Raw genomic sequence first — 26,425 nt, forward strand, 5'->3', positions numbered from 1 at the left:
TCCTCCAAAAAATAAACTATCTTTACATCTATTTTACAGATGCTGTAAACTCATAAAAACATACGATATAAATCACAAAGCCAAGAATGGCAAAACTAACTAGTAGATAATACAGGATTGGTAACCAGCTCGCTTTCTGTCTTAATTTTCTTGAATGAAGCTCTTCGTCATCTACAAGTATTTCTTCATCAAATAACAATTCTTTTCCTTCACGAAAAGCTGTCAATAGGATGGACTCATCTAATCCCAAAGCCCATGCTAACTTTTTAAGATAGATCTGAGCGTAAAAGGGACTCGGTAATAGATCAAACTCATCGTTTTCCAACGCTTCTATATAAGGAATTTCAATGGCTGTCTTATTTGACACATCCTGTAAACTTAAGTGTAAATTTACTCTTGACAGTCTTAACACTTGACCAATCGTTCTCTTCTTCATGTTTTCCCTTCTTGATACATTGTTTACTACTTTTGAAAAATCATATAGTCAACCATCTCAGCCTGGTCGATGAACTGGCGCCCTAATTTGATGATATCTTGTAAACTAATACCTTGTAAAATCTTTGGAAGATCATAAGAAGTGCTACCGTCTGAAAAATATTCAAACTGAGTGGCACTATACTCAAGCGAATTTAAACCTTGTAAGAAATCACCAAACATTTCGCTTTTAATCGTATCCAAATGTTCCTGATTCACATCTGGATCCTTCTCAAATTGTTTGATCGCTGACCTAAATTGATGAGATAAGGACACCGGTTCTTGAGTATCCATTGTCAAAATAACGAAATGAAATAATTCCTCAACCTCGACTTCAAGTGTCAATGAGTTGTCAATCTTCCCAGATTCATATAAACTTTGAAACCGTTGCGAAGTCCAACCAAACATCATCGAAAACAGTAATTTCAACATCAATTTATAACGAAATTTTTCCTCTTCCTTAATGATATCATTTCCTCGAATTCCAATTGCCAACTTAGGAGTAGCAACTTCCATTCTACAAGATTGATTCAATCTTACTTCATTTTTTTCTACAGGAAAACGTTCTAACTCAACAGAAGGACGAGGAGGAACTAGATCATATTTCTTTACTACTTGCAATACTTCATCAACATCAAAGTTTCCAATCACTAATAAGTGCATTTGAGAGGGATGATAGAATAGATCAAAGTTTTCACGGAGATTATCTATTGTAATGTCAGAAATAGACTCCCTAGTCCCAGCAATATCATCTGCTAACGGTGTTCCAGGATATAAATTTTCTAAAGCACCAAAAAATAATCGATAGTCTGGACTATCTTGGTACATTCCAATTTCTTGTTGAATGATTTCTCTTTCCTTAGATACAGATTTTTCTGTAAAGGAAGCCTTTGAAACCATCTCCAATAACAATTGAATATTTTCAGGGACTTTTGAAGTTGTTGAGAAAAGATAACTTGTCTTTGTAAAGCTTGTAAAGGCATTACTTTCCGACCCTAAATGAACGAATTTTTTTAAATAATCTTGACCATTTTCATCTTCAAATACTTTGTGTTCTAGAAAATGAGCAATTCCTGCAGGATATTGCCTTTCATCACCATTCACTAGAATTCGTGTATCCACTGAGCCAAACTTAGTTGTGATTATTCCATAGGTCTCATAATAATCTTCTTTGGGAATTAAATGAATAGTCAACCCATTTGACAAGCATGTAAAGTAAACTTGCTCACCAACTGATTCATAATATTTTTCTTTAATTTTCAATCTTTACACTACTTTCCTTCCATAAAATAAACAGACTGTAAATTAATTGTTTTTGCTACTTCAATAATTTCTTCTCTACTAACCTTATCGATAGATTCTAACCACTCTTCTAAAGAAAGGACTTTCGTTCCTAGGATCGTTTTCAGATATTCCCTTTCAATCAAGGTATTTTGCCGATCCTGTGCTAATAAGGTCGTATTCACCAACATTTCTTTTGTCAATTGAAGCTCTGACTCTGTAAACTTGCCTCGTTTTAAATCATTCAACTGTCTCATAATCAATGTCATTACTTTCGTACGAGATTCCTTATCAATGCCTGCAAAAACTCTCATAAAGCCTGTAAAAATATCAAAATGGCTTGAGATAGTATAAGCAAGGCCTTCTTTCTCACGAATTATTTGAAAAAGTCTCGAATGCGAGAAAGCTCCCAGCATCCCATTTAATACAACTAGAGGGATATGGAGAGATTCTCCATACTGGGTAGAAAAATGGTAACCTAATTCTAAAATAGATTGTTGGTTTTGTTTTTGCTCTAACTTTTCTCTTACAACATTTGTAAAAGGTTGTTGATAGGTGACAGACAAATTGTTATCACGTGGCTTGAATTCAAACTGGTTCACTCGATCCACAATAGCGACCTCATTAAAGTCACCTATGAAAAAGAAGTCAATGTTATCTAATTGGAGCATCTGATGAAACTGTTCAAGAGAACTTTGAGCTGTCTCTTGTCTCACTAAATCAACTTTCCCCAATCTTGACATCCCGATTGTTTCGTCTTCAAAAAATAGTTGATTCAATTGCCCATGTGCATAATAATAAGGCTCTTCAATTTCTGACTCCAAATCGGAAATCGTATTTTTCTTTTCAACGTCAAATGTATCACTGTCAAAGTGATCTTCTACTACCAAAGGTGAAAAGAAGATAGTTTCTATAATGTCCAAAACCTCATCAGTAAGAACATTTTTCTTACTCAAAAAGTCATCGCGCACAAAGGAAATATTCAAATCAACATAATGAACACGCCCCCTCTTAGAGACTGAGGTTGACAATTCTACCCCGTATAGACTCGCTAATTTTTCACGGAATAATTGTGAAGTTGGATATTTTTGATTTGCAGTTTCCATCATACAGGCTACTAAAACACGCGCAGCCACGGTATTTTCATCTAATGGCGATGAAAAACGGACCTTAATTTTATTGGTTTTAAATTTTTTTGATTGAAGAAAGTGAAGATTCACGCCCTTTACTAATTCCATTTTCATCCTCGTTCTACTCAATAGTAACTTTCATTATAACACGAAATCACACTAAAATCCTAATTCAAACTGTGAAAAAGCTCCTCAAATCACTCAACATTCTCTACCCTAGAAAAACTAAAAATATGGTATAATAACACGCAAAGAGGTGAACTATGAATTACAAATTATTTGATGACTTTATTACATTACAAGCAATCTTAAAAGAACTCGGTATTATACAGAGTGGTGGTGCAATCAAAGCCTTTCTTCAAGAAAAAGAAGTCTTTGTTAATGGTGAATTAGAACAACGGAGAGGCCGTAAACTTCGTGTCAATGATCAAATTGACATTCCTGAACTGAGCGTTACTATCACCATTCTTGAACCTTCTCAAGAAGAAATAGAAGAGCATCTTAAAGACAAGGAAGAAAAGGAACGTGTTGCTAAACTTGTCAAGCAACTCAATCAACAACAAAAGAAACAACCGAAAAAGTCTAACAAAAAAGAAAAAGCGATTCGCTTTCCTGGTATCTCGTAATGTGGTTAAAACACTTATCCATTCAACATTTTCGTAATTATCAAGAACTAGAAGTCGAGTTTCATCCTGGATTAAATATTTTCCTAGGTCAAAATGCTCAAGGAAAGACCAATATTCTCGAATCAATTTATTTTCTAGCTTTAACCAGAAGTCATCGAACACGAAATGATAGAGATCTCATCTATTTTGAATCCACCGATTTTAAAGTGTCTGGTCAATTACAAAGAGAAACTGGTCCCCTTCCATTAGAAATTTCCTTGACACCAAAAGGTCGGATAACTAAGGTAAATCATTTGAAACAAGCCAAATTATCGAACTATATTGGTCATATGAATGTTGTCCTTTTCGCACCCGAAGATTTGCAACTGATCAAAGGATCACCTGCAGGACGTCGAAAGTTTATTGACATTGAATTAGGTCAGATGAAACCTCTCTATTTATCCGACTTATCTCAATACAACCATGTACTGAAACAAAGAAATAGTTATCTAAAAAATTCAGAAAAAATTGATGCTACATTTTTGGAGGTCTTAGATTCACAACTAGCTAGTTTTGGAAGTCGCGTCATCCATCATCGGCTTGAGTTTATTAAAAAATTAGAAGCTAAAGCAAAAGAAAAACACACTCGACTTTCTGACAACAAAGAAGACCTATCTATTCAATATCAGTCAACTGTTTTTTCTGAAGAAGGAAATGATATAGAAGAGCAGTTTCTCTCTATGTTGGAAAAAAACCGTCAGAAGGATATTTTTAGGAAAACAACAAGTATTGGGCCTCACAGGGATGATTTGTCATTTTTTATCAATAATATGAATGCTACCTTTGGTAGTCAAGGCCAGCATCGAAGTGTTGTTCTCTCTCTAAAATTAGCAGAAATCGAATTGATGGAAGAAATCACAAGAGAAAAGCCTATTTTATTACTTGACGATGTCATGAGCGAACTTGACAATTATCGTCAACTTCAACTACTTGAAACCATCTCTAATAATATTCAAACATTTATTACAACGACCACTCTTGATCATTTAAAAGAACTGCCTGAAGAGTTGAAATTTTTTACTGTTCAAGCCGGTCATATCAAAACAGCATCTTGACAATACTGTCAAGATGCTGTTATTTTTTATTTACAAATGTGTAAATTTATTGTGCCGAGTAGTTAGGCGCCTCGTTTGTAATTTGTACATCATGAGGATGGCTTTCTTTCAATCCGGCACCACTCATTTCAACAAATTGTGCATGATCATGTAAATCTTGAATGGTTGCTGCACCAACATAACCCATACCTGAACGAATACCACCGATCATTTGGAAGACCATATCTGCTACAGAACCTTTATAAGCAACGCGTCCTTCAATTCCTTCAGGGACTAATTTATTGGCTTCATTGACAGATCCTTGGAAGTAACGGTCGCTAGAACCTTTCTTCATTGCTGCAATAGATCCCATACCACGGTATGTTTTAAATTTACGACCTTGGAAGATTTCTGTTTCACCTGGTGCTTCATCTGTACCTGCAAGCATTGAGCCAAGCATAACCGCATTTCCACCAGCTGCGAGTGCTTTGACAATATCTCCTGAATACTTGATACCACCATCAGCAATGATCGTTTTTCCATATTCACGAGCTACAGCGGCTGCATCATAAATAGCAGTCACTTGAGGAACACCAACCCCTGCTACAACACGAGTTGTACAGATAGAACCTGGTCCAATTCCGACTTTAACAACGTCTACCCCTGCATCAAATAACGCACGAGCGCCTTCAGCTGTTGCAATATTTCCAGCGATCAAGGTACGATTTGGAAAATGAGCACGAATTTCTGCAATTTTACGAAGAACCCCAGCAGAATGTCCATGAGCAGTATCGATAACAATTGCGTCTGCACCTGCTTCAAAAAGGGCTTCTGCACGTTCAAAGGTATCCGAAGTAACCCCTACAGCACCAGCTACAAGCAAACGACCAAATTCATCCTTAGCCGCATTTGGAAACTCAATAACTTTTTCAATATCTTTGATTGTAATCAAGCCAGAAAGACGACCATTTTCATCTACCAATGGTAATTTTTCAATACGGTGCTCTTGTAGAATACGCTCAGCTGTTTCCAAATCAGTACCAACTGGTGCAGTCACCAAATTTTCACTTGTCATGTGATTTGAAATAGGTTGATTGTAATCAGAAATAAAGCGCAAGTCACGATTGGTAAGAATACCAACTAATTTACGATTTTCAAGTGTTTCAACAACTGGAACACCACTGATGCGGTATCGTCCCATGAGCTCATTTGCTTCTAAAATTGTATGAGATGGGGTCAAATAGAAAGGATCAATAATAACACCATTTTCAGAACGTTTCACCTTCCGTACTTCATCTGCCTGTTGCTCAATTGACATATTTTTATGGATCACACCAAGTCCACCAGCACGTGCCATTGCAATTGCCATTTGACTTTCTGTCACTGTATCCATTGCGGCAGTAATGATTGGGATGTTCAAGCGTAAATTACTTGCTAATTGTGTACTTAAATCTGCATCATTAGGCAATACGTGACTTTCTGCTGGAATCAAAAGCACGTCATCGAATGTAAACCCTTTTTTTAAAAACTTTGTATCCCAATTAGACATTAGATGGATCCTCTTTTCTTTTTATTGAGCAAGGCTCGAATTTTTATTGTTAATATCATACCATTCTATCGCAATTTGTCAATCATTTATTGGTAAATTATCAATGAACAGTAAAGAAATGTTCGCTATTAATGAAGTCGTTTTATTTTTTAAAATAGGTAATTCCCATCGCAGATTTTACTTCATCCAGTGTTTGAGCTGCTACATTTCGAGCACGCTCGCTTCCTTTTTCAAGAATAGAGTATACTTCCCCCATATCCTTTGCAAACTCAAGGCGTTTTTCACGAATTGGTCTTAATTCACGATCTAAAATTTCTAAAAGATATCGTTTGGTCTTTACATCACCAAGTCCACCACGTTGATAATGTTCTTTCATTTCTGCAATTTCAGCTGCATCTTCTGGACGGCCAAATACATCCAGGTAATGAAATACCATATTCCCTTCGATTTTTCCTGGATCCTCTACTTTAATATGATCCGGATCAGTATACATACTCATCACTTTTTTCTTTAAAGTATCTGCATCATCAGCTAGATAAATTCCATTATTCAACGATTTAGACATTTTAGCATTTCCATCTAAACCAGGTAAGCGACCAGCTCCCTCATTTTCAGGATAAATTCCTTCTGGTTCGACCAAAGCATCTGTGTTGTATGCATGGTTAAAGGAACGAACAATCTCACGAGTTTGTTCAATCATTGGTTTTTGGTCATTTCCTACTGGAACAAAATTTGCTTTAAATGCTGTAATATCAGCTGCTTGTGAAATAGGGTATACCAAAAATCCTGTTGGAATACTCTCACCAAAACCTTTTTGAGAAATCTCAGTTTTTACAGTTGGGTTTCTTTCAAGTCGTGCCAAAGATACCAGATTCATATAATACATAGTCAATTCTGCCAATTCAGGAATCTGACTTTGAATGAAAATCGTAACCTTTTCAGGATCCAATCCTGCAGCAAGATAATCTAAAGCAACATTTCCAATAGATTCTACAATCGTTTTTGGATCTTTTGCATGGTCTGTCAAAGCTTGCTGGTCTGCTAGGAAAACAAACATATTATACTCGTCTTTATTTTGTAGCAAGACGCGATTTTTTAAAGAACCTACATAGTGGCCAATATGAAGTTTTCCTGTTGGTCTATCTCCTGTCAAAATGATGGGTTTTGTCATACTCTTCTCCTTAATCGTTATCCCTATCATTATAGCACTTTCTAGTTGAAAATGTTAGTCTTCCCTCTATGTTTGTGACGAAATTACACTTTACTATCTTGTCAACTAAATTTACAAAATTGTAAAAATAAATTGACACTAAAAAAGTTGAATTTTCCCCTATTTTCTAGTAAAATGAAGACATTATAGAAAGAGGAGAATATCATTGCTTACAGTATCAGACGTCTCACTACGTTTTAGTGATCGAAAATTGTTTGACGATGTCAATATCAACTTTACAGAAGGAAATACATACGGTCTTATCGGTGCCAATGGTGCTGGAAAATCAACCTTTTTAAAAATTTTAGCTGGAGATATTGAACCAACAACTGGTCATATTTCTCTTGGTCCTGATGAACGTTTGTCCGTTTTGCGTCAAAATCACTTTGACTATGAAGACGAACGGGTCATCGATGTTGTCATTATGGGAAATGAAAAGCTCTACAACATTATGAAAGAGAAAGATGCTATCTACATGAAAGAAGATTTCTCTGATGAAGATGGCGTCCGTGCAGCTGAACTTGAAGGTGAATTTGCCGAACTTGGTGGATGGGAAGCAGAAAGTGAAGCATCTCAATTGCTTCAAAATCTAAATATTTCAGAAGACCTTCATTATCAAACTATGAGCGAGTTAGCCAATGGGGATAAAGTGAAAGTTCTCTTAGCTAAAGCCCTTTTTGGTAAACCAGATGTCCTTCTTTTGGACGAGCCGACCAATGGATTGGATATTCAATCCATTACCTGGTTAGAAGATTTTCTGATTGATTTTGAAAATACGGTTATCGTTGTATCCCATGACCGCCACTTTTTGAATAAAGTCTGCACCCATATGGCGGATCTCGACTTTGGAAAAATTAAACTTTACGTCGGAAACTATGATTTCTGGAAAGAATCTTCTGAACTTGCAGCAAAATTACAAGCAGATAGAAATGCAAAAGCTGAAGAAAAAATTAAACAATTGCAAGAGTTTGTCGCACGTTTCTCAGCCAACGCTTCAAAATCAAAACAAGCAACTTCGCGTAAAAAAATGCTTGACAAGATTGAACTTGAAGAAATTGTTCCATCTAGTCGGAAGTACCCATTTATCAACTTTAAGGCAGAACGAGAAATTGGTAACGATCTCTTGACAGTTGAAAATCTTTCTGTCAAGATTGATGGTGAAACTATCCTTGACAATATCAGCTTTATCTTACGTCCTGGTGACAAAACCGCCCTTATCGGACAGAACGATATTCAAACAACCGCTTTGATCCGTGCATTGATGGATGATATTGAATATGAAGGAACTGTCAAGTGGGGAGTTACAACTAGTCGATCATATCTACCAAAAGACAACAGTCGTGATTTTGCAGGTGGTGAAAGTATTCTTGATTGGCTTCGTCAATTTGCAAGTAAAGAAGAAGATGACAATACTTTCCTTCGTGGTTTCTTAGGACGGATGCTCTTTTCGGGTGACGAAGTTAACAAGTCTGTCAACGTCTTGTCAGGGGGAGAAAAAGTTCGTGTCATGTTGTCTAAATTGATGCTCCTCAAGTCAAATGTTCTTGTACTGGATGATCCAACCAATCACTTGGATTTGGAGTCTATTTCAAGTTTGAATGATGGATTGAAGAATTTTAAAGAATCGATTATCTTTGCTAGCCATGACCACGAATTCATTCAAACACTCGCCAACCATATTATCGTTCTTTCAAAAAACGGCGTAATCGATCGTATTGATGAAACCTATGATGAGTTTCTTGAAAATGAAGAAGTTCAAGCAAAAGTGAAAGAACTTTGGAGTCAATCATAAAAATAAAGAGCCCTGAAATAATGATTTCAGGCTCTTTCAGTAGAAATATATGAATAAAACAAAGCTAAAAACATCCCTTTTTATAGTATCTTCTTTCCTGATTCCAGCTATCATGATGTTCTTTATTTACCTCTCACAAGGAATCTACTGGAACAGTGATACATCCCCCTTATTAGGAGATGGTTATCATCAGTATGTCATTTTTGATACCACACTTCGAAATATTTTACATGGGACAGATAGCCTATTTTACAGTTTCCAAAGTGGATTAGGCATTAATTTCTATGCACTCAGTAGCTATTATCTAGGAAGTTTCTTTTCTCCTCTTGTCTACTTCTTTAATGCACAATCCATGCCAGATGCTGTTTATCTCATCACTCTTCTTAAATTTGGAGCTATTGGATTAAGCACTTATATTAGTTTGCATGGAATGTTTTCTAAAATTCCTAGATTCCTGGTTCTTACCCTTTCAACATCATTTGCTCTTATGAGCTTTGCTATCAGCCAAATTGAAATCAAAACTTGGCTAGATGTTTTTATCCTAGCACCATTAATTCTTTATGGATTCAAAAAACTCATTTACAATGAGGGAGAGATTCTCTACTTTATCAGCTTAACCAGCTTGTTTATCCAAAATTATTATTTTGGGTTTATGATGTCTATTTTTCTTATTTTATGGTACTTGACACAACTGTCATGGGACATCAAAGGAATTGGAAAACGCTTCTTTCATTTTGTGATTGTATCTCTTTTATCAGTTATAACAAGCCTTGTGATGTTATATCCAACCTTCTTAGATTTACGCACTCATGGAGAAAGTTTTTCAAAGGTTGACAGTATCTTTACAGAAAAAAGTTGGTATCTTGACGTATTTGCGAAAAATTTCATTGGAAGTTTTGACACTACTAAATATGGATCAATTCCAATGATCTACGTGGGATTATTTCCACTTCTATTAGCGATCACCTTTTTCTTTGTAAAGTCGATCAAGTTTCACGTGAAACTTTCTTACTTTATACTCTTGATCATTCTTATTTTGAGTTTTCGTTTTCAATTATTAGATCTCCTTTGGCAAGGTATGCACGCGCCAAATATGTTTCTTCATCGATACTCTTGGATCTTTTCTTTGACGATTATTCTGATGGCAGGAGAAGTACTAAATCGAATAGAGGAGATCACTTGGATTCGTTTTAGTCTTGCTAATTTCCTCCTTATTCTAGGATTTGGAGCAACTGTCCTTTACAGCAGTCACTATAAATTTTTAGATGCTGTCAATTTTATTGTTACTTTTGAATTTTTAATTGCTTTCTATTTGGTCTGTTTAGGATTTATCCTAAAAAAGATACCGCCTAGACTTTTCTATCTTTCGATCCTTTTTTTCTCCATTTTTGAATTATCGGTAAATAGTTATTATCAAATGGAAGGAATTGCGAATGAATGGATCTTTGCTTCTCGGTCATCCTACGAACGCGACTTAAAAGCCATCCAATCCTTAGTAAGAGAGAAGACAGACTCAAATTATCGGACTGAGATTCTACATCCACAAACGGGCAATGATAGCATGAAGTATGGTTATAATGGAATTTCTCAATTTTCATCTGTACGAAATACGGATGCTAGCTCGACATTGGACAAACTAGGATTTAAATCTGAAGGAACTAACCTCAATCTTCGATACCAAAACAATTCTATTTTAATGGATAGTCTATTTGGTGTTCGCTATAATTTAAGCCAACAACCTGTTCAAAAATTTGGATTTAAAGAGATTGCAACCAAAAATGGAGTCTCACTTTCAGAAAACGAATATGCCTTACCAATCGCCTTTCTGTCAGCAAAACCTTATAAAAATACTTCCTTTACGAATTTGACACTGGATAATCAGACACGATTCATCCATCAAATCACGGATGAAAAATATAAATTTTATAAGAAATTAAATATTCTCTCGCCTACTTCACAAAATACTACATCTTCGTTGCAAACTGCAAAAATTGAAGAAGATAGTCATCTTTCCTACGCAAGTATTCAATATGAAGTAACGGTTCCTACCCATAGCCAACTATATGTCAATGTTCCAAATTTACAATTTTCAAACGATGATCGGAAAGATATTGAAATCAGCTACAATGGACAGACCCAACGCTATACCATTGATAATGCCTTTCCATTCTTTTCAATTGGCCATTTTGACACAGAAGAAACAGTTACTATTCGTATGAGTTTTCCAGAAAATTCGACAGTCTCCTTTGATACACCAGAATTTTTTGCTCTGGATCTTGACCAATACACACAAGCTATCGCTAGTATTCGTCAGCAAGAAGTTACTATTCACAAAAAGAAAAACAAATTGGTAGCAGCCTATAACGCAAATAGAGACACTACCCTTATTTTTACACTCCCTTATGATAAAGGCTGGTCAGCTAAACAAAATGGAAAGCCTATCCAAATTCATCGCATCCAGAAAGGATTGATGGGAGTTCGTGTTTCAAAAGGATCCGGAACAGTCACCCTAACATTTGTTCCCCAAGGCTTCATTGAAGGACTCATTGCCTTTTTCGTTGGAATCATTCTCTTCTTCCTCTACGAATGGAGACAAATAAAAAGACGAAAAAGTTAAGGAATCTAACCATCGTTCACTTATAAATAAAAGGCTAGGATAGTCATTATCCTAGCCTTTTTCAAAACAAAAAAAACACCCAAATGGGTGCTATACTAGCTCCGCCAGTAGGACTCGAACCTACGACATCATGATTAACAGTCATGCGCTACTACCAACTGAGCTATGGCGGAATGAGATATAGTCCGTACGGGATTCGAACCCGTGTTACCGCCGTGAAAAGGCGGTGTCTTAACCCCTTGACCAACGGACCATATATTCATTAACAGAACATATCCCATTATATCAAAATTTAACTAATTGTCAAGCACTAAATTCTAAATTTTGCTCTTCAATTAATTTTTTGGCACGTTTGATATTGCTTCTTGAGATTGGACAAGAATACCCTTCTTTCAACAGCAGCTGTTTCTTTTTCTTATCCATTCCAATGATCATACTTCTATTCACGATAAAAGATTGATGGGGACTGAAATATCTCTCCTCCACATCTTTCTCCAAGACATCTGATAAACTTCCCGCAATTTCTTTTTGAAAATTTTTCCCAACTAAGTTTAATTTATAAGCCGAACCAACAGTTTCAATATAAAGAATATCCTTAAATGGAATTTTTATCTTTTTATCCTTAAAGTCATACTCAAAATAATCTGTCAAATCATCATTTCCAATTTGAATAGTTGTTAGGTACTCAATACACTCCTTGATTTTTAATCTAAATAAATCTTCATTCAAATTTTTATCAATAAAATCTAAGGCAGATACTTTATAACGATAGGTAATCGAAGCGAATTCTGATTTTGTAGTAATAAAAACAATAATGGCATAAGGATTTGCTTCTCGTATTTTTTGAGCAATTTCCAGCCCACAATACTCATTGTCTTGGATATGAATATCTAGAAAATATAATTGGTGGATATCCGAATGTTGGATATAATTTTCAAATTCCGAAATTTTACCGGTAGAAATCACTTCAAGTTTAATTTCTAATTCCTTAGCAATTTCTGCAATATGTTTTTCTACCCGTATCTGTTGAGAGAGCTCATCTTCTAATAAAAAAATCTTCATTCTTGTTCGTATCCTCCAATCTTCAAAACTTGTAAAAAACGATTTCCTTGCAATTCCGTTTCTAAAAACATCGTTCCATAATTTGCTAAGATTTTTCTCACATTATTTAATCCTAGTCCTCTATTTTCTCCTTTTGTCGAATAGCCTTCTTCATATATTTTTCTAATATCAAAAGTGATTTCATTTGTTGTATTATGAATCACTAAGTAAACAATTTTTGAAATAGAGAAAATAGCAATATGAACTTTCTTTTCTTCTGCTTCTTTTGAAGCTTCCAAAGCGTTTGTCACTAGAATCCCAACGATTCTCACGATATCCAATAAATCAACTGGTAGTTGCTCGATTGGTTCACTCGTTTCAAAGGTCATTTCTACCCCAGCATCTCTTGCATCCAACCAACCTCGAATCAAAATACTTCGTAAAGCAGAATCTTTGATATTGACCAAGTTGAATCCTGATAATGCTTCTGTATTGATCTCTTTATAACCTTTTTCCAATACTTCTCTATGGATTCTCTGTATTTCTGGAATATTTTCTTCCTCAATAGCTAATGACATAGAAATAACTAAATTTCCCAAATCATGACGAAATCCCCTAACAATAGAATAGAGACTTTGAATTTCAGCCATATACCGACTCATTTGTTGCTCAGAAAATTCTTTATACTCCAGTTCTAAATTTTTACGATACTGATCTCGCTCGATTTTCATATGGAATAAGCTGACTACAAAAGAGAAAAAACAAATCGTTGCCAACATACTCCCAAAATTTTTAAATTGCGCTTGTTCACTAATCCATAAAGCAAAATTAATCACTACAAATATAGCAAAATAGACACAGATGAGTTTCTTTAAATATTTTTCAAATTCTTGCTCATAAAAAGGAGTGAAATCAAATTCAAATAAGTCAATTAACTTCAAAATGATTCCTAAAGAAAGCAAACGAATACACATATTGTAGACAATCGAGTAAGCTGCTACAACAGCATCTCCCAACACTGAAGAGACAATTATCGTCAGAAAAGTTGCTGTTCCTTCAACCGCTAAATAAGTAAAAAAAGAATAAAAAATGGCGCACAAGCGATTCGTCCGATTGGCATAATGATAATAAGGATATAAATAAACCGGCCATAAGAGCATATTTAAATCAGAGAGTCGAATATTTGAAAATAAAGTCACATCTAAAAATACTAAGAGACTTTCAAAAAGAAGAACAAAGGTGCTCAGCAGAAAGATAAATGCAAATTGATGTTCCTGATAGATTTTTTCGTCCACTAACGCAAACGTCAGAACAATGATCCCTCCCAAGAGAAAAGACAAGATTAATGACTGAATCACACAAACTCTCCCACTTTGTTTTTTCTATTTTATTATACTCTAGTATTATTATAAAAAAATAAAATTTTATATACAAAAAATTATAATATAAAATAGCCTAAAATTAAAGGGAATAGGTAAAATTGTAATGTTTTTAATGTTTTTGTTACATGAATGAAAACTATTTTACACAATTTATATAATCTACATTTTGCACTATATAGGGATTGTTAGTTCTTTTTTAAAAATATTCCTAATAAATCATTTCATTACTATTTGTCTATAGTGAAGTATACAAAAATTAATAGATAATGAAAATTTATACATTCTTACATAAAAAAATGCAGCAAAAGCTGCATCTCTCATTTGATCCCAGCAGGATTCGAACCTGCGACCGTTCGCTTAGAAGGCGAATGCTCTATCCAGCTGAGCTATGAGACCGAACTTACTTCATTTTAGCAGAAAAAGGAAGGAGCGTCAAGGTTATTTATGGTAAGGACTCCCCTGTTGAATCATGAAAGCACGATAGATTTGTTCCACCAACACTAATTTCATCAACTGATGAGGAAGAGTTAATTGACCAAAGCTCATTAATAGATTTCCTCTTTTTTTCACTTCAGGAGACAGACCAAGACTGCCTCCAATAACAAAAGTAAGGTTTGAATAACCAGATGTCATAATCTGGTCAATCGTTTGACTAAATTTCTCTGAAGGAAATTGTTTTCCTTCGATGGCTAATACAATCACATATTCCTTATCTGAAATCTTAGAGAGAATTCGTTCCCCCTCTTTTTCAAGGATTTGTTGATTTTCGAGTTGACTGGCACGATCTGGAGTTTTTTCATCAACTAACTCAACCTGTTCTACTTTTGCAAATCGACCAAGCCTTTTAATATACTCCGCGATCCCATCTTTTAAGTATTTTTCTTTTAATTTTCCAACGGTTATCAATTTAATTTTCATTCCCCTATTGTAGCATAATTCTTCAATTCCACAAATAATCCACAGCTATAGAAAGGAAATCTATTCTATAAAGTCCTTTTTAAAGCCATTTCTCAACTAAATTCTACAACTTATCCACAATTTGTGGATAACTTTAGTTGTTTAAGATATAATTAAGAAAGTTTTTCTATACTTTAGACAATTTGATATCCTTAGGAGGAAAATATGAAATCTTCATCTAATTTACTGAAAAAACTTGGAAACATAACCCTCATTTTCGTTGTAGGTTTTCTAGGTGGGATTCTTGGAACCTTTTTAACCTTACAAACCTCTCATTCTTCTACTTCAAATACTGAAAGTAAGCAAGTACACTCAACCACTGTTAAAACAGCTTATAAAAATACAACCTCAACTAGTGAGGCCGTAGATAAGGTGAAAAATGCTGTAGTTTCTGTGATTACTTATTCTGATTCTTCGAATCAAGGGTTATTTGAAAAAGAAGAAAACTCTGACTCACAAATTTCTAGTGAAGGTTCTGGGGTCATTTATAAAAAAGAAGGAAAATATGCCTACCTTGTTACCAATACCCATGTGATCAATGGTGCTAAAAAAGTAGATATTCTTTTAGCAGATGGGAATAAAGTCCCCGGAGAAGTAGTTGGGTCAGATGTCTATTCTGATATTGCAGTCGTTCGCATTAGTGCAGATAAAGCAAAGGCAGTAGCTGAATTCGGAGATTCAAACCAATTAACGGTCGGTGAGACTGCAATTGCAATTGGTAGCCCTCTTGGAACAGATTATGCTAATTCTGTTACCCAAGGGATTATTTCCAGCCAAGGCCGCAATGTGAAATTGAAAGCCGATAATGGACAAAATATCTCTACACGCGCCTTACAAACAGACGCAGCCATCAACCCAGGAAACTCTGGAGGTCCATTAATCAATATTCAAGGACAAGTCATCGGGATTACCTCAAGTAAAATTTCAAATAACGGACAAACTTCAGTAGAAGGAATGGGATTTGCAATTCCTGCAAATGATGTTGTCAATATTATCAAGCAGCTAGAAGAAAAAGGAAAAGTAGTTCGACCAGCTCTTGGAATCCAAATGATGGATTTATCCAACCTTTCAACTTCTGATTTAAGCCAATTAAAACTTCCTGAAAAAATCTCTGGAGGAGTACTGGTTCGTTCAACACTTGAAAATATGCCTGCTTCAGATAAATTGCAACGTTATGATGTCATCACAAAGATCGATGATACAGATATCGAGTCAACGGCAGATTTACAATCCGCCCTCTATTCTCACCAAATCAATGATACGATCAAGGTCACATTCTATCGTGATGGAAAACAACAAACAACTTCTATCAAGTTGACAAAATCAACTGAGGATCTGAGCGATTAACTTTCACTTTCTTGACATACTTGTAAACACACCTTTACGAATTTGTAAAGGTGTGTTATTCTATTCATAAGATGGAAAAATTAGAAAAAATAGCGGTAAAGGACATTCGAACCAATCCTTTCCAACCAAGAAAAGTATTTGATCAAGAAAAATTAGAAGAACTGGCTCAGTCAATCAAAGAAAATGGCTTAATTCAACCCATTATTGTCAGAAAATCTCCAATAATTGGTTTTGAATTGCTTGCAGGTGAAAGACGTTTTAGAGCTTCAAAAATTGCTGGATTAGAGCTTGTTCCTGCGATTATTAAAGAGTTAACGGATCAAGAAATGATGCGACAAGCCATTATTGAAAATCTTCAACGAGAAGATCTCAATCCAATTGAAGAAGCTATCTCCTACCAGAAGCTCGTTGATCATGGCTATAAGCACGACCAAATCGCTCAATTTATGGGGAAATCTAGACCCTATATCAGCAATATGCTTCGCTTGTTACATCTAGCTCCCTCTGTTCAAGAAGCAGTCATTCAAAATGATATTTCTTCGGCTCACGCGCGTGTTCTTGTTCCTCTTGATGAAGAAGAGCAGCGCTTTTGGTTGGAGCGAATCAAACAGGATCATTTAAATGTTCGAACATTAGAAAGCAAGATCAGTTCAAAAAGAAAACAGAAAAAACAAAAAGCAAAAGAGAGCTTCCTACTAGAAGAGGAACAACGATTGAAAAAAATATTAGGAACAGATGTGACGATACACTCCTCTTCTCAAAATAAAGGAACTATCCAAATTTCTTTTTCCAGTCTTGATGAATACCAACGAATTATCAACAGCCTCAAATAAGGCTGTTATTTTTATTTTTTGTATTGACAAGCTTTTCCACCATAAAAATCTTTTGTAAATAGCAGAAAAATAAGGATATTCTCTAGTTATCCCCACTTTGTGGATAACTTTTAAAAACAATGTGAATTTAAATCCACAACTTGTGGAAAAGTTTAAAACTATAATTTAATTTCATGAAATTTAACCTGTGGAAAACTATTTTTGTTTGTGGTAGAATAGGAGTACGTATGATTTGATACAATTCAAGAAAAGGAGGGAAGTCTGATAGTGTCACAAGAAGAGCAATTTTGGTCTCGTTTTTTAGAATTAGCCCAATTACAACTAAAAGATAGTGCCTATGATTTTTTTGTCGCCGATTCAAAATTAGTAAAAATCGATGGAGAGACGGCTACCATTTATCTTGATGGAAATTATAAAGAATTATTTTGGGAAACAAATCTAAAAAATGCTTTGATCACAGCCAGCTTTGAAGTCTACAATACAGATTTGAAGTTCCATTTCGTTTTTGAAGATACCGAAGAAATTCCTAGTAGTCATAGCAGTGAGAATAGGAGATTATCTTCAGGTAGCTTAACAACCGAACCGTTGCCTAAAATTGATACAGGCCTGAAATCAAAGTACACCTTTGATAATTTTGTGCAAGGGGATGGAAATATTTGGGCGAAAGCAGCAGCGCTTGCAGTTTCTGAAAATCTTGCAACAACTTACAACCCTCTCTTTATCTATGGTGGACCAGGACTTGGAAAGACTCACCTATTGAACGCAATTGGAAATCAAATCCTAGAAAATATTCCAAATGCACGGGTTAAGTATGTCCCAGCAGAAACCTTTATTAATGAATTTTTAGAGCACCTTCGATTAGGAGAAATGAAAACTTTCAAGAATACCTATCGAAGTTTAGATCTTTTATTGATTGATGATATCCAGTCACTTGGTGGTAAAAAAGTCACGACTCAAGAGGAATTTTTTAATACCTTTAATGCCCTCCATAGCGACAACAAACAGATTGTTCTAACAAGCGATCGAAGTCCGGATCATTTAGATAGTCTTGAAGAGCGGCTGGTTACTCGTTTCAAATGGGGACTCACGCAAAATATAACACCACCTGATTTTGAAACTCGGATTGCCATCTTACGAAATAAAATTGAAGATCTAGACTATATTTTTCCTAATGACACACTAGAATATCTAGCTGGTCAGTTTGATTCAAATGTCCGAGACTTAGAAGGTGCCTTAAATGATATTTCTTTAATGGCGAAGGTTAAAAAACTAAAAGAAATTACGATCGATGTTGCAGCTGAAGCTATTCGAGCTCGTAAAAACGATAATAGCAAGACGCTTGTCATCCCCATTGAAAAAATTCAGGAAGCAGTTGGAGCCTTTTATGGAGTCAGTGTAAAAGAAATCAAAGGTTCTCGAAGAGTTCAGAATATTGTCCTAGCACGACAAGTAGCCATGTATCTTTCAAGAGAGATGACGGACAACTCACTTCCTCGAATCGGAAAAGAATTCGGTGGGAAAGACCACACGACTGTCATTCATGCCTATGAAAAAATTAAAAGTATGGTCGACACAGATGATAATCTACGACTCGAAATTCAAAGTATCAAGAAAAAGTTAAATTAATCTGTGGATAACTTCCTCTAAAATTCTAGGGGTTATGCACAATTTTTAAACAAGTAACTTTTCAAGTCATAGACAGGATTCTGAGAGTTTTCCACAACTTCCACACAATCTACTATTACTATTATCTTACTAATCATAAAATAAATAAAAGGAATGACCATGATAAATTTTTCTATTAACAAAACTTTATTTTTACAAGCACTAAATACTACCAAAAGAGCGATCAGTTCAAAAAATGCTATTCCAATCCTTTCCACGATTAAAATTGATGTCACTCCAGAAGGAGTTGCCTTATCTGGATCGAATGGCCAAATTTCAATTGAAAACTTTATTTCTATCAAAGATGAAAATGCTGGTTTATTGGTGACCTCTCCAGGTTCTATTTTATTAGAAGCAACTTTCTTTATTAATGTGGTTTCAAGTTTACCAGATGTTACTTTAGATTTTAAAGAGATTGAACAAAAACAGGTTCTTTTAACAAGTGGAAAATCAGAAATTACACTTAAAGGAAAAGATGCAGATCAATATCCACGTATTCAAGAAATTGCTGCAAGTAATCCATTAGTTTTGGAAACAAAATTATTAAAACAATTAATTAATGAAACAGCATTTGCAGCAAGTGTACAAGAAAGTCGTCCAATTTTGACTGGTGTTCACTTTGTTTTATCAGATAATAAAGAGCTAAAAACAGTAGCAACAGACTCTCACCGTATGAGTCAAAAAGTGATTACACTGGAGAAAAATGGAGACAACTTTGATGTTGTCATCCCAAGTCGCTCTCTTCGTGAATTCACCTCTGTCTTTTCTGATGATATTGAAACAGTTGAAGTTTTCTTTGCAAACAATCAAATTCTCTTTAGAAGTGAACACATTAGTTTCTATACCCGTTTGCTAGAAGGAAATTATCCTGATACAGACCGTCTCATTCCAACAGAATTCAATACAGAGGCAACCTTCAATGTGGCCAACCTTCGATTTGCAATGGAGCGTGCTCGTCTTCTTTCAAATGCGACTCAAAACGGAACGGTTAAATTAGAGTTCAAAAATGGAGTGGTTTCTTCCCACGTTCATTCACCAGAAGTTGGGCGAGTAAATGAAGAGATCGATACGAGCGCCGTTTCAGGAGAGGATTTGTCTATTAGCTTTAATCCAACTTATTTGATTGAAGCGCTCAAAGCTATTGACAGTGAACAAGTTGTTATTCGTTTTATTTCTTCTGTTAGACCGTTTACATTGGTTCCAGAAGGAAATGAACAAGGGTTCATTCAATTGATTACGCCAGTTCGCACAAATTAACAAAGGTGAATCATGTATACGTTAGGTGATTTTGTAGAAATGAAAAAGCCTCACGCTTGTGTGATTAAAGAAACAGGCAAGAAGGCAAATCGTTGGGAAATTACGCGACTTGGTGCAGACATAAAAATCAAGTGTAGCAATTGTGATCATGTGGTCATGATGAGTCGCCATGATTTTGAACAGAAAATGAAGAAAGTACTATAAAAGGTTCAGTCACTTATGTGACCGAACCTTTTCGATTATTTTAATTCTTCAAATTTTCCATTTTTAACTTCTTTGAAACCACTTTGTTTCATCATATCAAAAGTTGATTTGAAGCTGATATAGTCGACTTTTTTATCTTTTTGTGTTGTTACTAATTTCTTTTCAATTAGTTGATCTAAGTCTGCCTTTTCATAATTTAGAGTTGTTTTTTCAACCATATAATCATCTTTGTATTCAGCAGAATGTGTGAATCCTTTGACATCTTTGTATTCTTCATCATATTTATCGATCATTTCCTTTAATTGATCTTTCGTAACTCCCGCCTCTTTGTAATAAATAGTAGTGGTGGTTTGGTTACTGATCGCTTTATCACCTTTATGTTCTAGTGTAATACGAACATCTGTTTTCTTTTCTTGGTTGATTGCCTGAAGATAGGATTTTTGAACAGATTGTTGTCCACAAGCTCCAAGAAGAAAGAGAGTAAAGATAGCGATTAAAGAAAGAAAAATAGATTTCCATGTTTGTTTTTTCATCTGAAAAACTCCTTTGTTCATTGTTAAATATAGTATACCATTTTTATCTTTTTAGAACGTTACAGTTTGATGAAAAAATCTAGTTTCAAAGGTGATGAAATATTTCATTTTTCATCACTTGTCTTTTGAATTATGTTATAATAAAAGAGATTGAAATTTGAACGGAGAAAAAGAAAAATGGCATTAACAGCAGGTATCGTTGGCTTACCAAATGTTGGTAAATCAACCCTATTTAACGCAATTACAAAAGCAGGAGCAGAGGCCGCAAACTATCCCTTTGCAACCATTGATCCAAACGTTGGGATGGTAGAAGTTCCAGATGAACGCCTCCAAAAATTGACGGAAATGATTACTCCTAAGAAGACAGTTCCGACTACTTTTGAATTTACAGATATTGCGGGGATTGTGAAAGGGGCTTCTAAGGGAGAAGGACTTGGTAATAAATTCTTGGCCAACATCCGTGAAGTAGATGCCATTGTCCATGTAGTGCGTGCTTTTGATGATGAAAATGTCATGCGGGAGCAAGGTCGTGAAGATGCCTTTGTTGATCCACTAGCAGATATTGATACCATCAATTTAGAATTAATTTTAGCTGACTTAGAGTCTGTCAATAAACGCTATGCGCGTGTAGAAAAAATCGCTCGTACACAAAAAGATAAGGATTCTGTTGCAGAATTTAATGTTCTACAAAAAATCAAACCAGTTCTTGAAGATGGTAAATCAGCTCGGACCATTGAATTCACTGAGGAAGAACAAAAAGTGGTGAAAGGACTTTTCCTTTTGACTACCAAACCAGTTCTTTATGTAGCCAATGTGGATGAAGATGTTGTTGCAGATCCAGATTCTATTGACTATGTGAAGCAAATTCGTGACTTTGCGGCAACAGAGAATGCGGAAGTCGTGGTGATTTCTGCGCGTGCTGAGGAAGAAATTTCTGAGCTAGATGATGCAGATAAACAAGAATTTTTAGAGGCGATTGGCCTAACAGAATCTGGAGTTGATAAACTCACGCGTGCAGCTTATCACTTGTTGGGACTTGGCACTTATTTCACAGCTGGTGAAAAAGAAGTGCGTGCTTGGACCTTCAAACGTGGCATGAAAGCTCCTCAAGCTGCTGGAATCATCCACTCTGATTTTGAAAAAGGATTTATTCGTGCCGTGACTATGTCCTATGATGATTTGGTCAAATACGGTTCTGAAAAGGCTGTAAAAGAAGCAGGACGCTTGCGCGAAGAAGGAAAAGAATATGTTGTCCAAGATGGGGACATCATGGAATTCCGTTTTAATGTATAAGAGAGTTAAAAAGATGTAAAGGTTGGAAAAAATATTTCCAACCCTTTTAGTGTTTTGAAAGGAAAGAGATGACGAAATTAATTGTTGGATTGGGAAATCCAGGTGATAAGTATTTTGAAACCAAACACAATGTAGGCTTTATGTTAGTTGATCAAATGGCAAAGTCTTTAAATCTTACTTTCTCCCATGATAAGATTTTTCAAGCTGATATCGCCTCAACATTTTTGAATGGAGAAAAGGTCTATTTTGTAAAGCCGACCACTTTCATGAATGAGAGTGGAAAAGCAGTCCATGCCCTTCTGACTTATTATGGTCTGGATATTGAAGATCTTTTGGTTATTTACGATGATTTAGATATGGAAGTTGGTAAGATTCGTCTTCGAGCGAAAGGATCAGCTGGAGGTCATAACGGAATCAAATCGATTATCAATCATATTGGAACTCAGACTTTTTATCGAATTAAGATTGGAATTGGAAGACCTAAGCAGGGCATGTCAGTTGTTCATCATGTCTTAGGAAAATTTGATAAAGACGATTACATCACTATTCTACAAACAATCGATCGAGTAGAAGAAGCGGTTAATGATTACTTGGTAGAAGAAAATTTTGAAAGAAGCATGCAGAAATACAACGGGTAAGTAGATGAATGTAATTGATTTAGTGAGTCAAAACTCCAACCTTCTATCCTGGCAACAAGGTTTGCAAAAAAATAATAGGGAATTGATCTTAGGATTATCTGCGACCACAAAGGCTATTGTAATGGCTTCAGCCTTTGATTCTATTGAAAAAGCAGTCCTCATCACTTCCAGTTATAACGAAGCAGAACGATTGGCCAGTGATTTTATTGCCTTACTTGGAGAAGAGAAAGTCCATACATTTTTGGGAGATGATAACCCTTTAGCAGAATTTGTTTTTGCTTCACAAGAAAGGCAATTTGCACGATTAGAGGCTTTGAACTTTTTATGCCAAGAAGATCGTCAAGGCATCCTTGTGACCAATGTGAGTGGTATAAAACTACTATTACCTTCTCCTAAAGTTTTTGTATCTAGCATTTTTCAATTGAAGGTTGGTCAAGAAATAGACTTAACTACTCTGAGTGAAACATTACAGAAGATTGGCTACCAAAAGGTGAGCCAAGTTTTGCAACAGGGAGAGTTTAGTCTACGAGGAGATATTTTAGATATCTTTGAGATCGACCAACTCCAACCCTATCGGATTGAATTTTTCGGAGATGAGATTGATGGAATCCGAATCTTTGACCCAGAAAGTCAGCGTTCTGTTGAAAATGTTGAAGAAGTTCAACTGAAAGCAGTGAGTGATCTATTATTGCAAGAGGAAGATTTTATCCGTGGTCAGCAGCAAATCGAACAATTGCAAGAACAGAGCGCGAATGAAGAATTTAAATCTTATCTAGCAGAAATTTTAGGAGATATTTCTCAAAGGAAACTCCATCCGGATCTTAGAAAATTTATTAGTTTCTTTTACAAGAAACAATATACCCTATTCGATTATCTCCCTAAACACACTCCAGTCTTTCTGGATGATTATCAAAAAATAGCAGATCAAATAGCGAGATTTGAACTAGATACAGCTAATCTCTTGACGGAAGATTTACATAAAAATAGAGCTTCTTCTCGCCAAGTGTATTTTGCAGACACCAGTACAACATTACGAAAATATACGCCTGCAACTTATTTTTCAAACTTTCAAAAAGGATTGGGAAATCTAAAGTTTGATCATTTGTATCAATTCAATCAATATCCCATGCAGGAGTTTTTTGGACAATTTGATTTACTAAAAGAGGAAATTGAACGATATCGAAAATCAAACTATACTGTTATTGTCCAAGCAACTTCTCATCACAATCTTCAACAGCTCCATAAAAATTTAGAAGAGTATGGGATTCGATTAGATTATATTGATGGGGATACGATCATTCCTCAAGCTAGTCAATTAGTCGTTGGAGGATTAGCTCACGGTTTTCAATTTGTTGATGAAAAAATTGTCTACATTACAGAATCAGAGATTTATCAGAAAAAGATCAAACGAAAGATTCGCAGGCAAAATATTTCCAATGCAGAACGCCTAAAAAATTATAATGAATTGGAAAAAGGGGACTATGTTGTTCACCAAGTTCATGGTATTGGTCAATATTTGGGAATTGAAACGATTGAAATTTCGGGTGTCCATCGTGATTATGTTTCAATTCAATATCAAAATGGAGATCGCATCTCGATTCCTGTCGATCAGATTCAGATGTTGTCCAAATACGTTGCAAGTGATGGAAAAACGCCAAAAATTAACAAGTTAAATGATGGGCGTTTCCAAAAAACGAAGCAAAAGGTTCAGACCCAGGTGGAGGACATTGCGGATGATTTGATAAAACTTTATGCGGAGCGTAGTCAATTAGAAGGCTTTGCCTATTCCCAAGATGATGAAAACCAAGAGGCTTTTGAACAAGATTTTCCATATATTGAAACAGATGACCAATTACGTTCCATTGAAGAAATTAAAAAAGATATGGAATCGAATCGTCCGATGGACCGATTGCTGGTTGGAGACGTCGGTTTTGGGAAAACAGAGGTCGCTATGCGAGCAGCCTTTAAGGCAGTAAATGATCATAAACAAGTAGCAGTGCTGGTTCCTACCACTGTTCTTGCCCAACAACATTATGCCAATTTTAAGGAGCGTTTTGAATCTTTTGCAGTAGAAGTTGCTGTTTTAAGTCGTTTCCAGAGTAAGGCAGAGCAGAAAGAAACGCTTGAAAAGTTGAAAAAAGGACGAGTGGATATTATTATTGGAACTCACCGGCTCTTGTCCAAAGATGTTGTTTTTTCAGACTTAGGCTTAATCGTGATAGATGAAGAACAACGTTTTGGAGTGAAGCACAAAGAAACCTTGAAAGAATTGAAAAAAAAGGTGGATGTGCTTACCTTGACAGCTACCCCTATACCTCGAACTCTTCATATGTCTATGCTAGGAATTCGAGATTTGTCTGTCATTGAAACACCTCCTACCAATCGATATCCTGTGCAAACTTTTGTACTAGAGACCAATCCAACTATTATTCGAGATGCTGTGTTGCGGGAGATGGATCGTGGAGGACAGGCCTATTATCTTTACAATAAGGTAGATACAATTGAACAAAAGGTGTCTGAATTAAAAGAGTTGATTCCAGAGGCTTCGATTGGCTTTGTTCATGGCCAGATGAGTGAAGTTCGCCTGGAAAATACCCTGTTGGATTTCATTAATGGCGAATACGATGTCTTAGTGACGACAACCATTATTGAGACAGGTGTGGATATTCCAAATGCCAATACACTCTTTATTGAAAATGCGGATCATATGGGGCTTTCAACGCTTTATCAACTAAGAGGTCGTGTGGGACGAAGCAATCGAATTGCTTATGCCTATTTGATGTACCGCCCAGACAAATCTCTTACAGAAGTGTCTGAAAAACGTTTAGAAGCTATTAAAGGTTTTACTGAGTTGGGGTCTGGATTTAAAATTGCTATGCGAGATTTATCGATCCGTGGAGCAGGGAATATCCTTGGAGCTTCTCAATCTGGTTTCATCGATTCAGTTGGTTTTGAAATGTATTCTCAATTGTTAGAAGAAGCTATTGCTAAGAAACAAGGCCAAGAGCATCGTAGACAAAAGAGCAATGCAGAGTTGAACCTGCAAATAGATGCGTATTTACCTAATGAATATATTTCAGATCAACGTCAAAAAATTGAAATTTACAAACAAATTCGTGAAATGAATTCTGCGACGGACTATGAATATTTGCAAGATGAATTGATCGATCGTTTTGGAGAATACCCAGATGTTGTGGCCTACCTACTTGAAATTGGTTTAGTGAAAGCTTACTTGGATCAAGTCTTTGTCCGTCTTGTTGAGAGAAAACAACAAAAAGTGACAGTGAAATTTGAACCTATTGCCAAACAACTGTTTTTAACACAGGATTATTTCAAAGCTCTGTCAATGACACAGTTAAAGGCACAGATTGCAGAGGAAAAAGGATTGATTGAAGTGATCTTCGATATTCGAAATAAGAAAGATTTTGAAATTTTAGAAGCTCTGAAGCAATTTGGTCAAACCTTATTGGAAATTAAACAGGAAAAAGAAGAGGACTAGAAGTTCTTAGCTCATTTTTCGCAT

General features: G+C 35.5%; 21 protein-coding genes and 3 tRNA genes. 12 read left to right on the forward strand and 12 right to left on the reverse strand.

Going from position 1 to position 26,425, the window contains the following annotated elements:
- Nucleotides 1-28: 28 nt before the first annotated feature.
- From HMPREF2917_RS07110 to yfmF, 3 genes are read right to left on the reverse strand one after another with little or no spacing between them, the layout of a single operon-like run.
- Nucleotides 29-436: a helix-turn-helix domain-containing protein gene (locus HMPREF2917_RS07110; protein WP_070589891.1), complete on the reverse strand. Its 408-nt coding sequence runs from the start codon at nt 434-436 to the stop codon at nt 29-31.
- A 26-nt stretch (nt 437-462) separates the two neighbouring features.
- Entirely contained in the window at nt 463-1,737 is a 1,275-nt protein-coding gene (gene yfmH, locus HMPREF2917_RS07115) for an EF-P 5-aminopentanol modification-associated protein YfmH (RefSeq protein WP_070589893.1), read from the reverse strand.
- Between the two features lie 8 nt (nt 1,738-1,745).
- Nucleotides 1,746-2,993 carry an EF-P 5-aminopentanol modification-associated protein YfmF gene (gene yfmF / locus HMPREF2917_RS07120; protein WP_049471798.1) on the reverse strand — a complete coding sequence of 416 codons (1,248 nt, stop codon included), beginning with the start codon at nt 2,991-2,993 and terminating at the stop codon, nt 1,746-1,748.
- A gap of 155 nt (nt 2,994-3,148) precedes the next feature.
- Here yfmF and yaaA point away from each other — a divergent pair, with 155 nt between their 5' ends.
- The gene (gene yaaA, locus HMPREF2917_RS07125) at nt 3,149-3,511 is read left to right on the forward strand and encodes a S4 domain-containing protein YaaA (RefSeq protein WP_049475062.1); all 363 of its coding nucleotides are present in this window, start codon (nt 3,149-3,151) and stop codon (nt 3,509-3,511) included.
- Nucleotides 3,511-4,605 (forward strand): DNA replication/repair protein RecF, encoded by a 1,095-nt coding sequence (gene recF, locus HMPREF2917_RS07130; RefSeq protein ID WP_070589896.1) that lies wholly within the window; start codon nt 3,511-3,513, stop codon nt 4,603-4,605. The genes yaaA and recF overlap by 1 nt, the downstream gene beginning before the upstream one ends.
- Nucleotides 4,606-4,651: 46 nt before the next feature.
- Here recF and guaB read toward each other — a convergent pair whose 3' ends face one another.
- Nucleotides 4,652-6,133: an IMP dehydrogenase gene (gene guaB / locus HMPREF2917_RS07135; RefSeq protein ID WP_070589899.1), complete on the reverse strand. Its 1,482-nt coding sequence runs from the start codon at nt 6,131-6,133 to the stop codon at nt 4,652-4,654.
- Between the two features lie 142 nt (nt 6,134-6,275).
- Complete coding sequence (gene trpS / locus HMPREF2917_RS07140; protein ID WP_070589902.1) at nt 6,276-7,304, reverse strand: tryptophan--tRNA ligase; 1,029 nt, start codon at nt 7,302-7,304, stop codon at nt 6,276-6,278.
- Between the two features lie 205 nt (nt 7,305-7,509).
- On the opposite strand from trpS, the gene HMPREF2917_RS07145 reads away from it, so the two are divergent.
- Together HMPREF2917_RS07145 and HMPREF2917_RS07150 are read left to right on the forward strand one after the other, a co-directional pair.
- Entirely contained in the window at nt 7,510-9,135 is a 1,626-nt protein-coding gene (locus HMPREF2917_RS07145; RefSeq protein WP_049486042.1) for an ATP-binding cassette domain-containing protein, read from the forward strand.
- Nucleotides 9,136-9,184: 49 nt separating this feature from the next.
- Nucleotides 9,185-11,752: a YfhO family protein gene (locus HMPREF2917_RS07150; RefSeq protein ID WP_070589904.1), complete on the forward strand. Its 2,568-nt coding sequence runs from the start codon at nt 9,185-9,187 to the stop codon at nt 11,750-11,752.
- Nucleotides 11,753-11,851: 99 nt separating this feature from the next.
- Here the strand turns inward: HMPREF2917_RS07150 and HMPREF2917_RS07155 are convergent.
- The 6 genes from HMPREF2917_RS07155 to rlmH all read right to left on the reverse strand — a co-directional run bounded on the left by HMPREF2917_RS07155 (nt 11,852) and on the right by rlmH (nt 15,093).
- Nucleotides 11,852-11,925: transfer RNA gene (locus tag HMPREF2917_RS07155), tRNA-Asn, on the reverse strand.
- 8 nt (nt 11,926-11,933) lie between these two features.
- A tRNA-Glu gene (locus HMPREF2917_RS07160) sits at nt 11,934-12,005 on the reverse strand.
- 50 nt (nt 12,006-12,055) lie between these two features.
- Nucleotides 12,056-12,814, reverse strand: coding sequence for a response regulator transcription factor (locus HMPREF2917_RS07165; protein ID WP_003009229.1), 759 nt, complete (start codon nt 12,812-12,814; stop codon nt 12,056-12,058).
- Nucleotides 12,811-14,151, reverse strand: coding sequence for a sensor histidine kinase (locus HMPREF2917_RS07170; RefSeq protein WP_049475057.1), 1,341 nt, complete (start codon nt 14,149-14,151; stop codon nt 12,811-12,813). Before HMPREF2917_RS07170 ends, HMPREF2917_RS07165 begins: the two co-directional genes overlap by 4 nt.
- Before the next feature lie 346 nt (nt 14,152-14,497).
- A tRNA-Arg gene (locus HMPREF2917_RS07175) sits at nt 14,498-14,571 on the reverse strand.
- A 42-nt stretch (nt 14,572-14,613) separates the two neighbouring features.
- The gene (gene rlmH, locus HMPREF2917_RS07180) at nt 14,614-15,093 is read right to left on the reverse strand and encodes a 23S rRNA (pseudouridine(1915)-N(3))-methyltransferase RlmH (RefSeq protein ID WP_003009233.1); all 480 of its coding nucleotides are present in this window, start codon (nt 15,091-15,093) and stop codon (nt 14,614-14,616) included.
- Nucleotides 15,094-15,297: 204 nt separating this feature from the next.
- Between rlmH and HMPREF2917_RS07185 the strand changes: the two genes are divergently transcribed.
- From HMPREF2917_RS07185 to HMPREF2917_RS07205, 5 genes are all read left to right on the forward strand, one after another.
- A complete protein-coding gene (locus HMPREF2917_RS07185; RefSeq protein ID WP_045760067.1) occupies nt 15,298-16,479 on the forward strand; it encodes a serine protease HtrA in 1,182 nt (393 codons plus the stop codon).
- Between the two features lie 71 nt (nt 16,480-16,550).
- Nucleotides 16,551-17,312: a ParB/RepB/Spo0J family partition protein gene (locus HMPREF2917_RS07190; RefSeq protein ID WP_003009236.1), complete on the forward strand. Its 762-nt coding sequence runs from the start codon at nt 16,551-16,553 to the stop codon at nt 17,310-17,312.
- Between the two features lie 267 nt (nt 17,313-17,579).
- Nucleotides 17,580-18,938, forward strand: a complete 1,359-nt coding sequence (gene dnaA / locus HMPREF2917_RS07195) for a chromosomal replication initiator protein DnaA (protein WP_003009237.1) — start codon at nt 17,580-17,582, stop codon at nt 18,936-18,938.
- 159 nt (nt 18,939-19,097) lie between these two features.
- A complete protein-coding gene (gene dnaN, locus HMPREF2917_RS07200; RefSeq protein ID WP_021154169.1) occupies nt 19,098-20,234 on the forward strand; it encodes a DNA polymerase III subunit beta in 1,137 nt (378 codons plus the stop codon).
- 12 nt (nt 20,235-20,246) lie between these two features.
- Entirely contained in the window at nt 20,247-20,438 is a 192-nt protein-coding gene (locus HMPREF2917_RS07205; RefSeq protein WP_003002008.1) for a DUF951 domain-containing protein, read from the forward strand.
- A 35-nt stretch (nt 20,439-20,473) separates the two neighbouring features.
- Here the strand turns inward: HMPREF2917_RS07205 and HMPREF2917_RS07210 are convergent, their stop codons facing one another.
- The gene (locus HMPREF2917_RS07210) at nt 20,474-20,971 is read right to left on the reverse strand and encodes a DUF1307 domain-containing protein (protein WP_037608180.1); all 498 of its coding nucleotides are present in this window, start codon (nt 20,969-20,971) and stop codon (nt 20,474-20,476) included.
- Between the two features lie 177 nt (nt 20,972-21,148).
- On the opposite strand from HMPREF2917_RS07210, the gene ychF reads away from it, so the two are divergent.
- The 3 genes from ychF (at nt 21,149) to mfd (ending at nt 26,401) form a co-directional block, all read left to right on the forward strand.
- A complete protein-coding gene (gene ychF / locus HMPREF2917_RS07215) occupies nt 21,149-22,264 on the forward strand; it encodes a redox-regulated ATPase YchF (RefSeq protein ID WP_003009244.1) in 1,116 nt (371 codons plus the stop codon).
- 68 nt (nt 22,265-22,332) lie between these two features.
- Nucleotides 22,333-22,902, forward strand: a complete 570-nt coding sequence (gene pth, locus HMPREF2917_RS07220; RefSeq protein WP_003009246.1) for an aminoacyl-tRNA hydrolase — start codon at nt 22,333-22,335, stop codon at nt 22,900-22,902.
- Between the two features lie 4 nt (nt 22,903-22,906).
- Nucleotides 22,907-26,401 (forward strand): transcription-repair coupling factor, encoded by a 3,495-nt coding sequence (mfd, locus tag HMPREF2917_RS07225; RefSeq protein ID WP_070589907.1) that lies wholly within the window; start codon nt 22,907-22,909, stop codon nt 26,399-26,401.
- Nucleotides 26,402-26,425: the final 24 nt, after the last annotated feature.

This window comes from Streptococcus sp. HMSC061E03 (assembly GCF_001813505.1).
GTDB lineage: Bacteria > Bacillota > Bacilli > Lactobacillales > Streptococcaceae > Streptococcus.

Bases quoted from the DNA above. Each gene is read 5' to 3' on its own strand.
- HMPREF2917_RS07110 (WP_070589891.1), bottom strand. From the start codon at position 436: ATGAAGAAGAGAACGATTGGTCAAGTGTTAAGACTGTCAAGAGTAAAT.
- yfmF (WP_049471798.1), bottom strand. From the start codon at position 2,993: ATGGAATTAGTAAAGGGCGTGAATCTTCACTTTCTTCAATCAAAAAAA.
- yaaA (WP_049475062.1), top strand. From the start codon at position 3,149: ATGAATTACAAATTATTTGATGACTTTATTACATTACAAGCAATCTTA.
- recF (WP_070589896.1), top strand. From the start codon at position 3,511: ATGTGGTTAAAACACTTATCCATTCAACATTTTCGTAATTATCAAGAA.
- guaB (WP_070589899.1), bottom strand. From the start codon at position 6,133: ATGTCTAATTGGGATACAAAGTTTTTAAAAAAAGGGTTTACATTCGAT.
- trpS (WP_070589902.1), bottom strand. From the start codon at position 7,304: ATGACAAAACCCATCATTTTGACAGGAGATAGACCAACAGGAAAACTT.
- HMPREF2917_RS07150 (WP_070589904.1), top strand. From the start codon at position 9,185: ATGAATAAAACAAAGCTAAAAACATCCCTTTTTATAGTATCTTCTTTC.
- HMPREF2917_RS07165 (WP_003009229.1), bottom strand. From the start codon at position 12,814: ATGAAGATTTTTTTATTAGAAGATGAGCTCTCTCAACAGATACGGGTA.
- rlmH (WP_003009233.1), bottom strand. From the start codon at position 15,093: ATGAAAATTAAATTGATAACCGTTGGAAAATTAAAAGAAAAATACTTA.
- HMPREF2917_RS07185 (WP_045760067.1), top strand. From the start codon at position 15,298: ATGAAATCTTCATCTAATTTACTGAAAAAACTTGGAAACATAACCCTC.
- HMPREF2917_RS07190 (WP_003009236.1), top strand. From the start codon at position 16,551: ATGGAAAAATTAGAAAAAATAGCGGTAAAGGACATTCGAACCAATCCT.
- dnaN (WP_021154169.1), top strand. From the start codon at position 19,098: ATGATAAATTTTTCTATTAACAAAACTTTATTTTTACAAGCACTAAAT.
- HMPREF2917_RS07205 (WP_003002008.1), top strand. From the start codon at position 20,247: ATGTATACGTTAGGTGATTTTGTAGAAATGAAAAAGCCTCACGCTTGT.
- HMPREF2917_RS07210 (WP_037608180.1), bottom strand. From the start codon at position 20,971: ATGAAAAAACAAACATGGAAATCTATTTTTCTTTCTTTAATCGCTATC.
- ychF (WP_003009244.1), top strand. From the start codon at position 21,149: ATGGCATTAACAGCAGGTATCGTTGGCTTACCAAATGTTGGTAAATCA.
- pth (WP_003009246.1), top strand. From the start codon at position 22,333: ATGACGAAATTAATTGTTGGATTGGGAAATCCAGGTGATAAGTATTTT.
- mfd (WP_070589907.1), top strand. From the start codon at position 22,907: ATGAATGTAATTGATTTAGTGAGTCAAAACTCCAACCTTCTATCCTGG.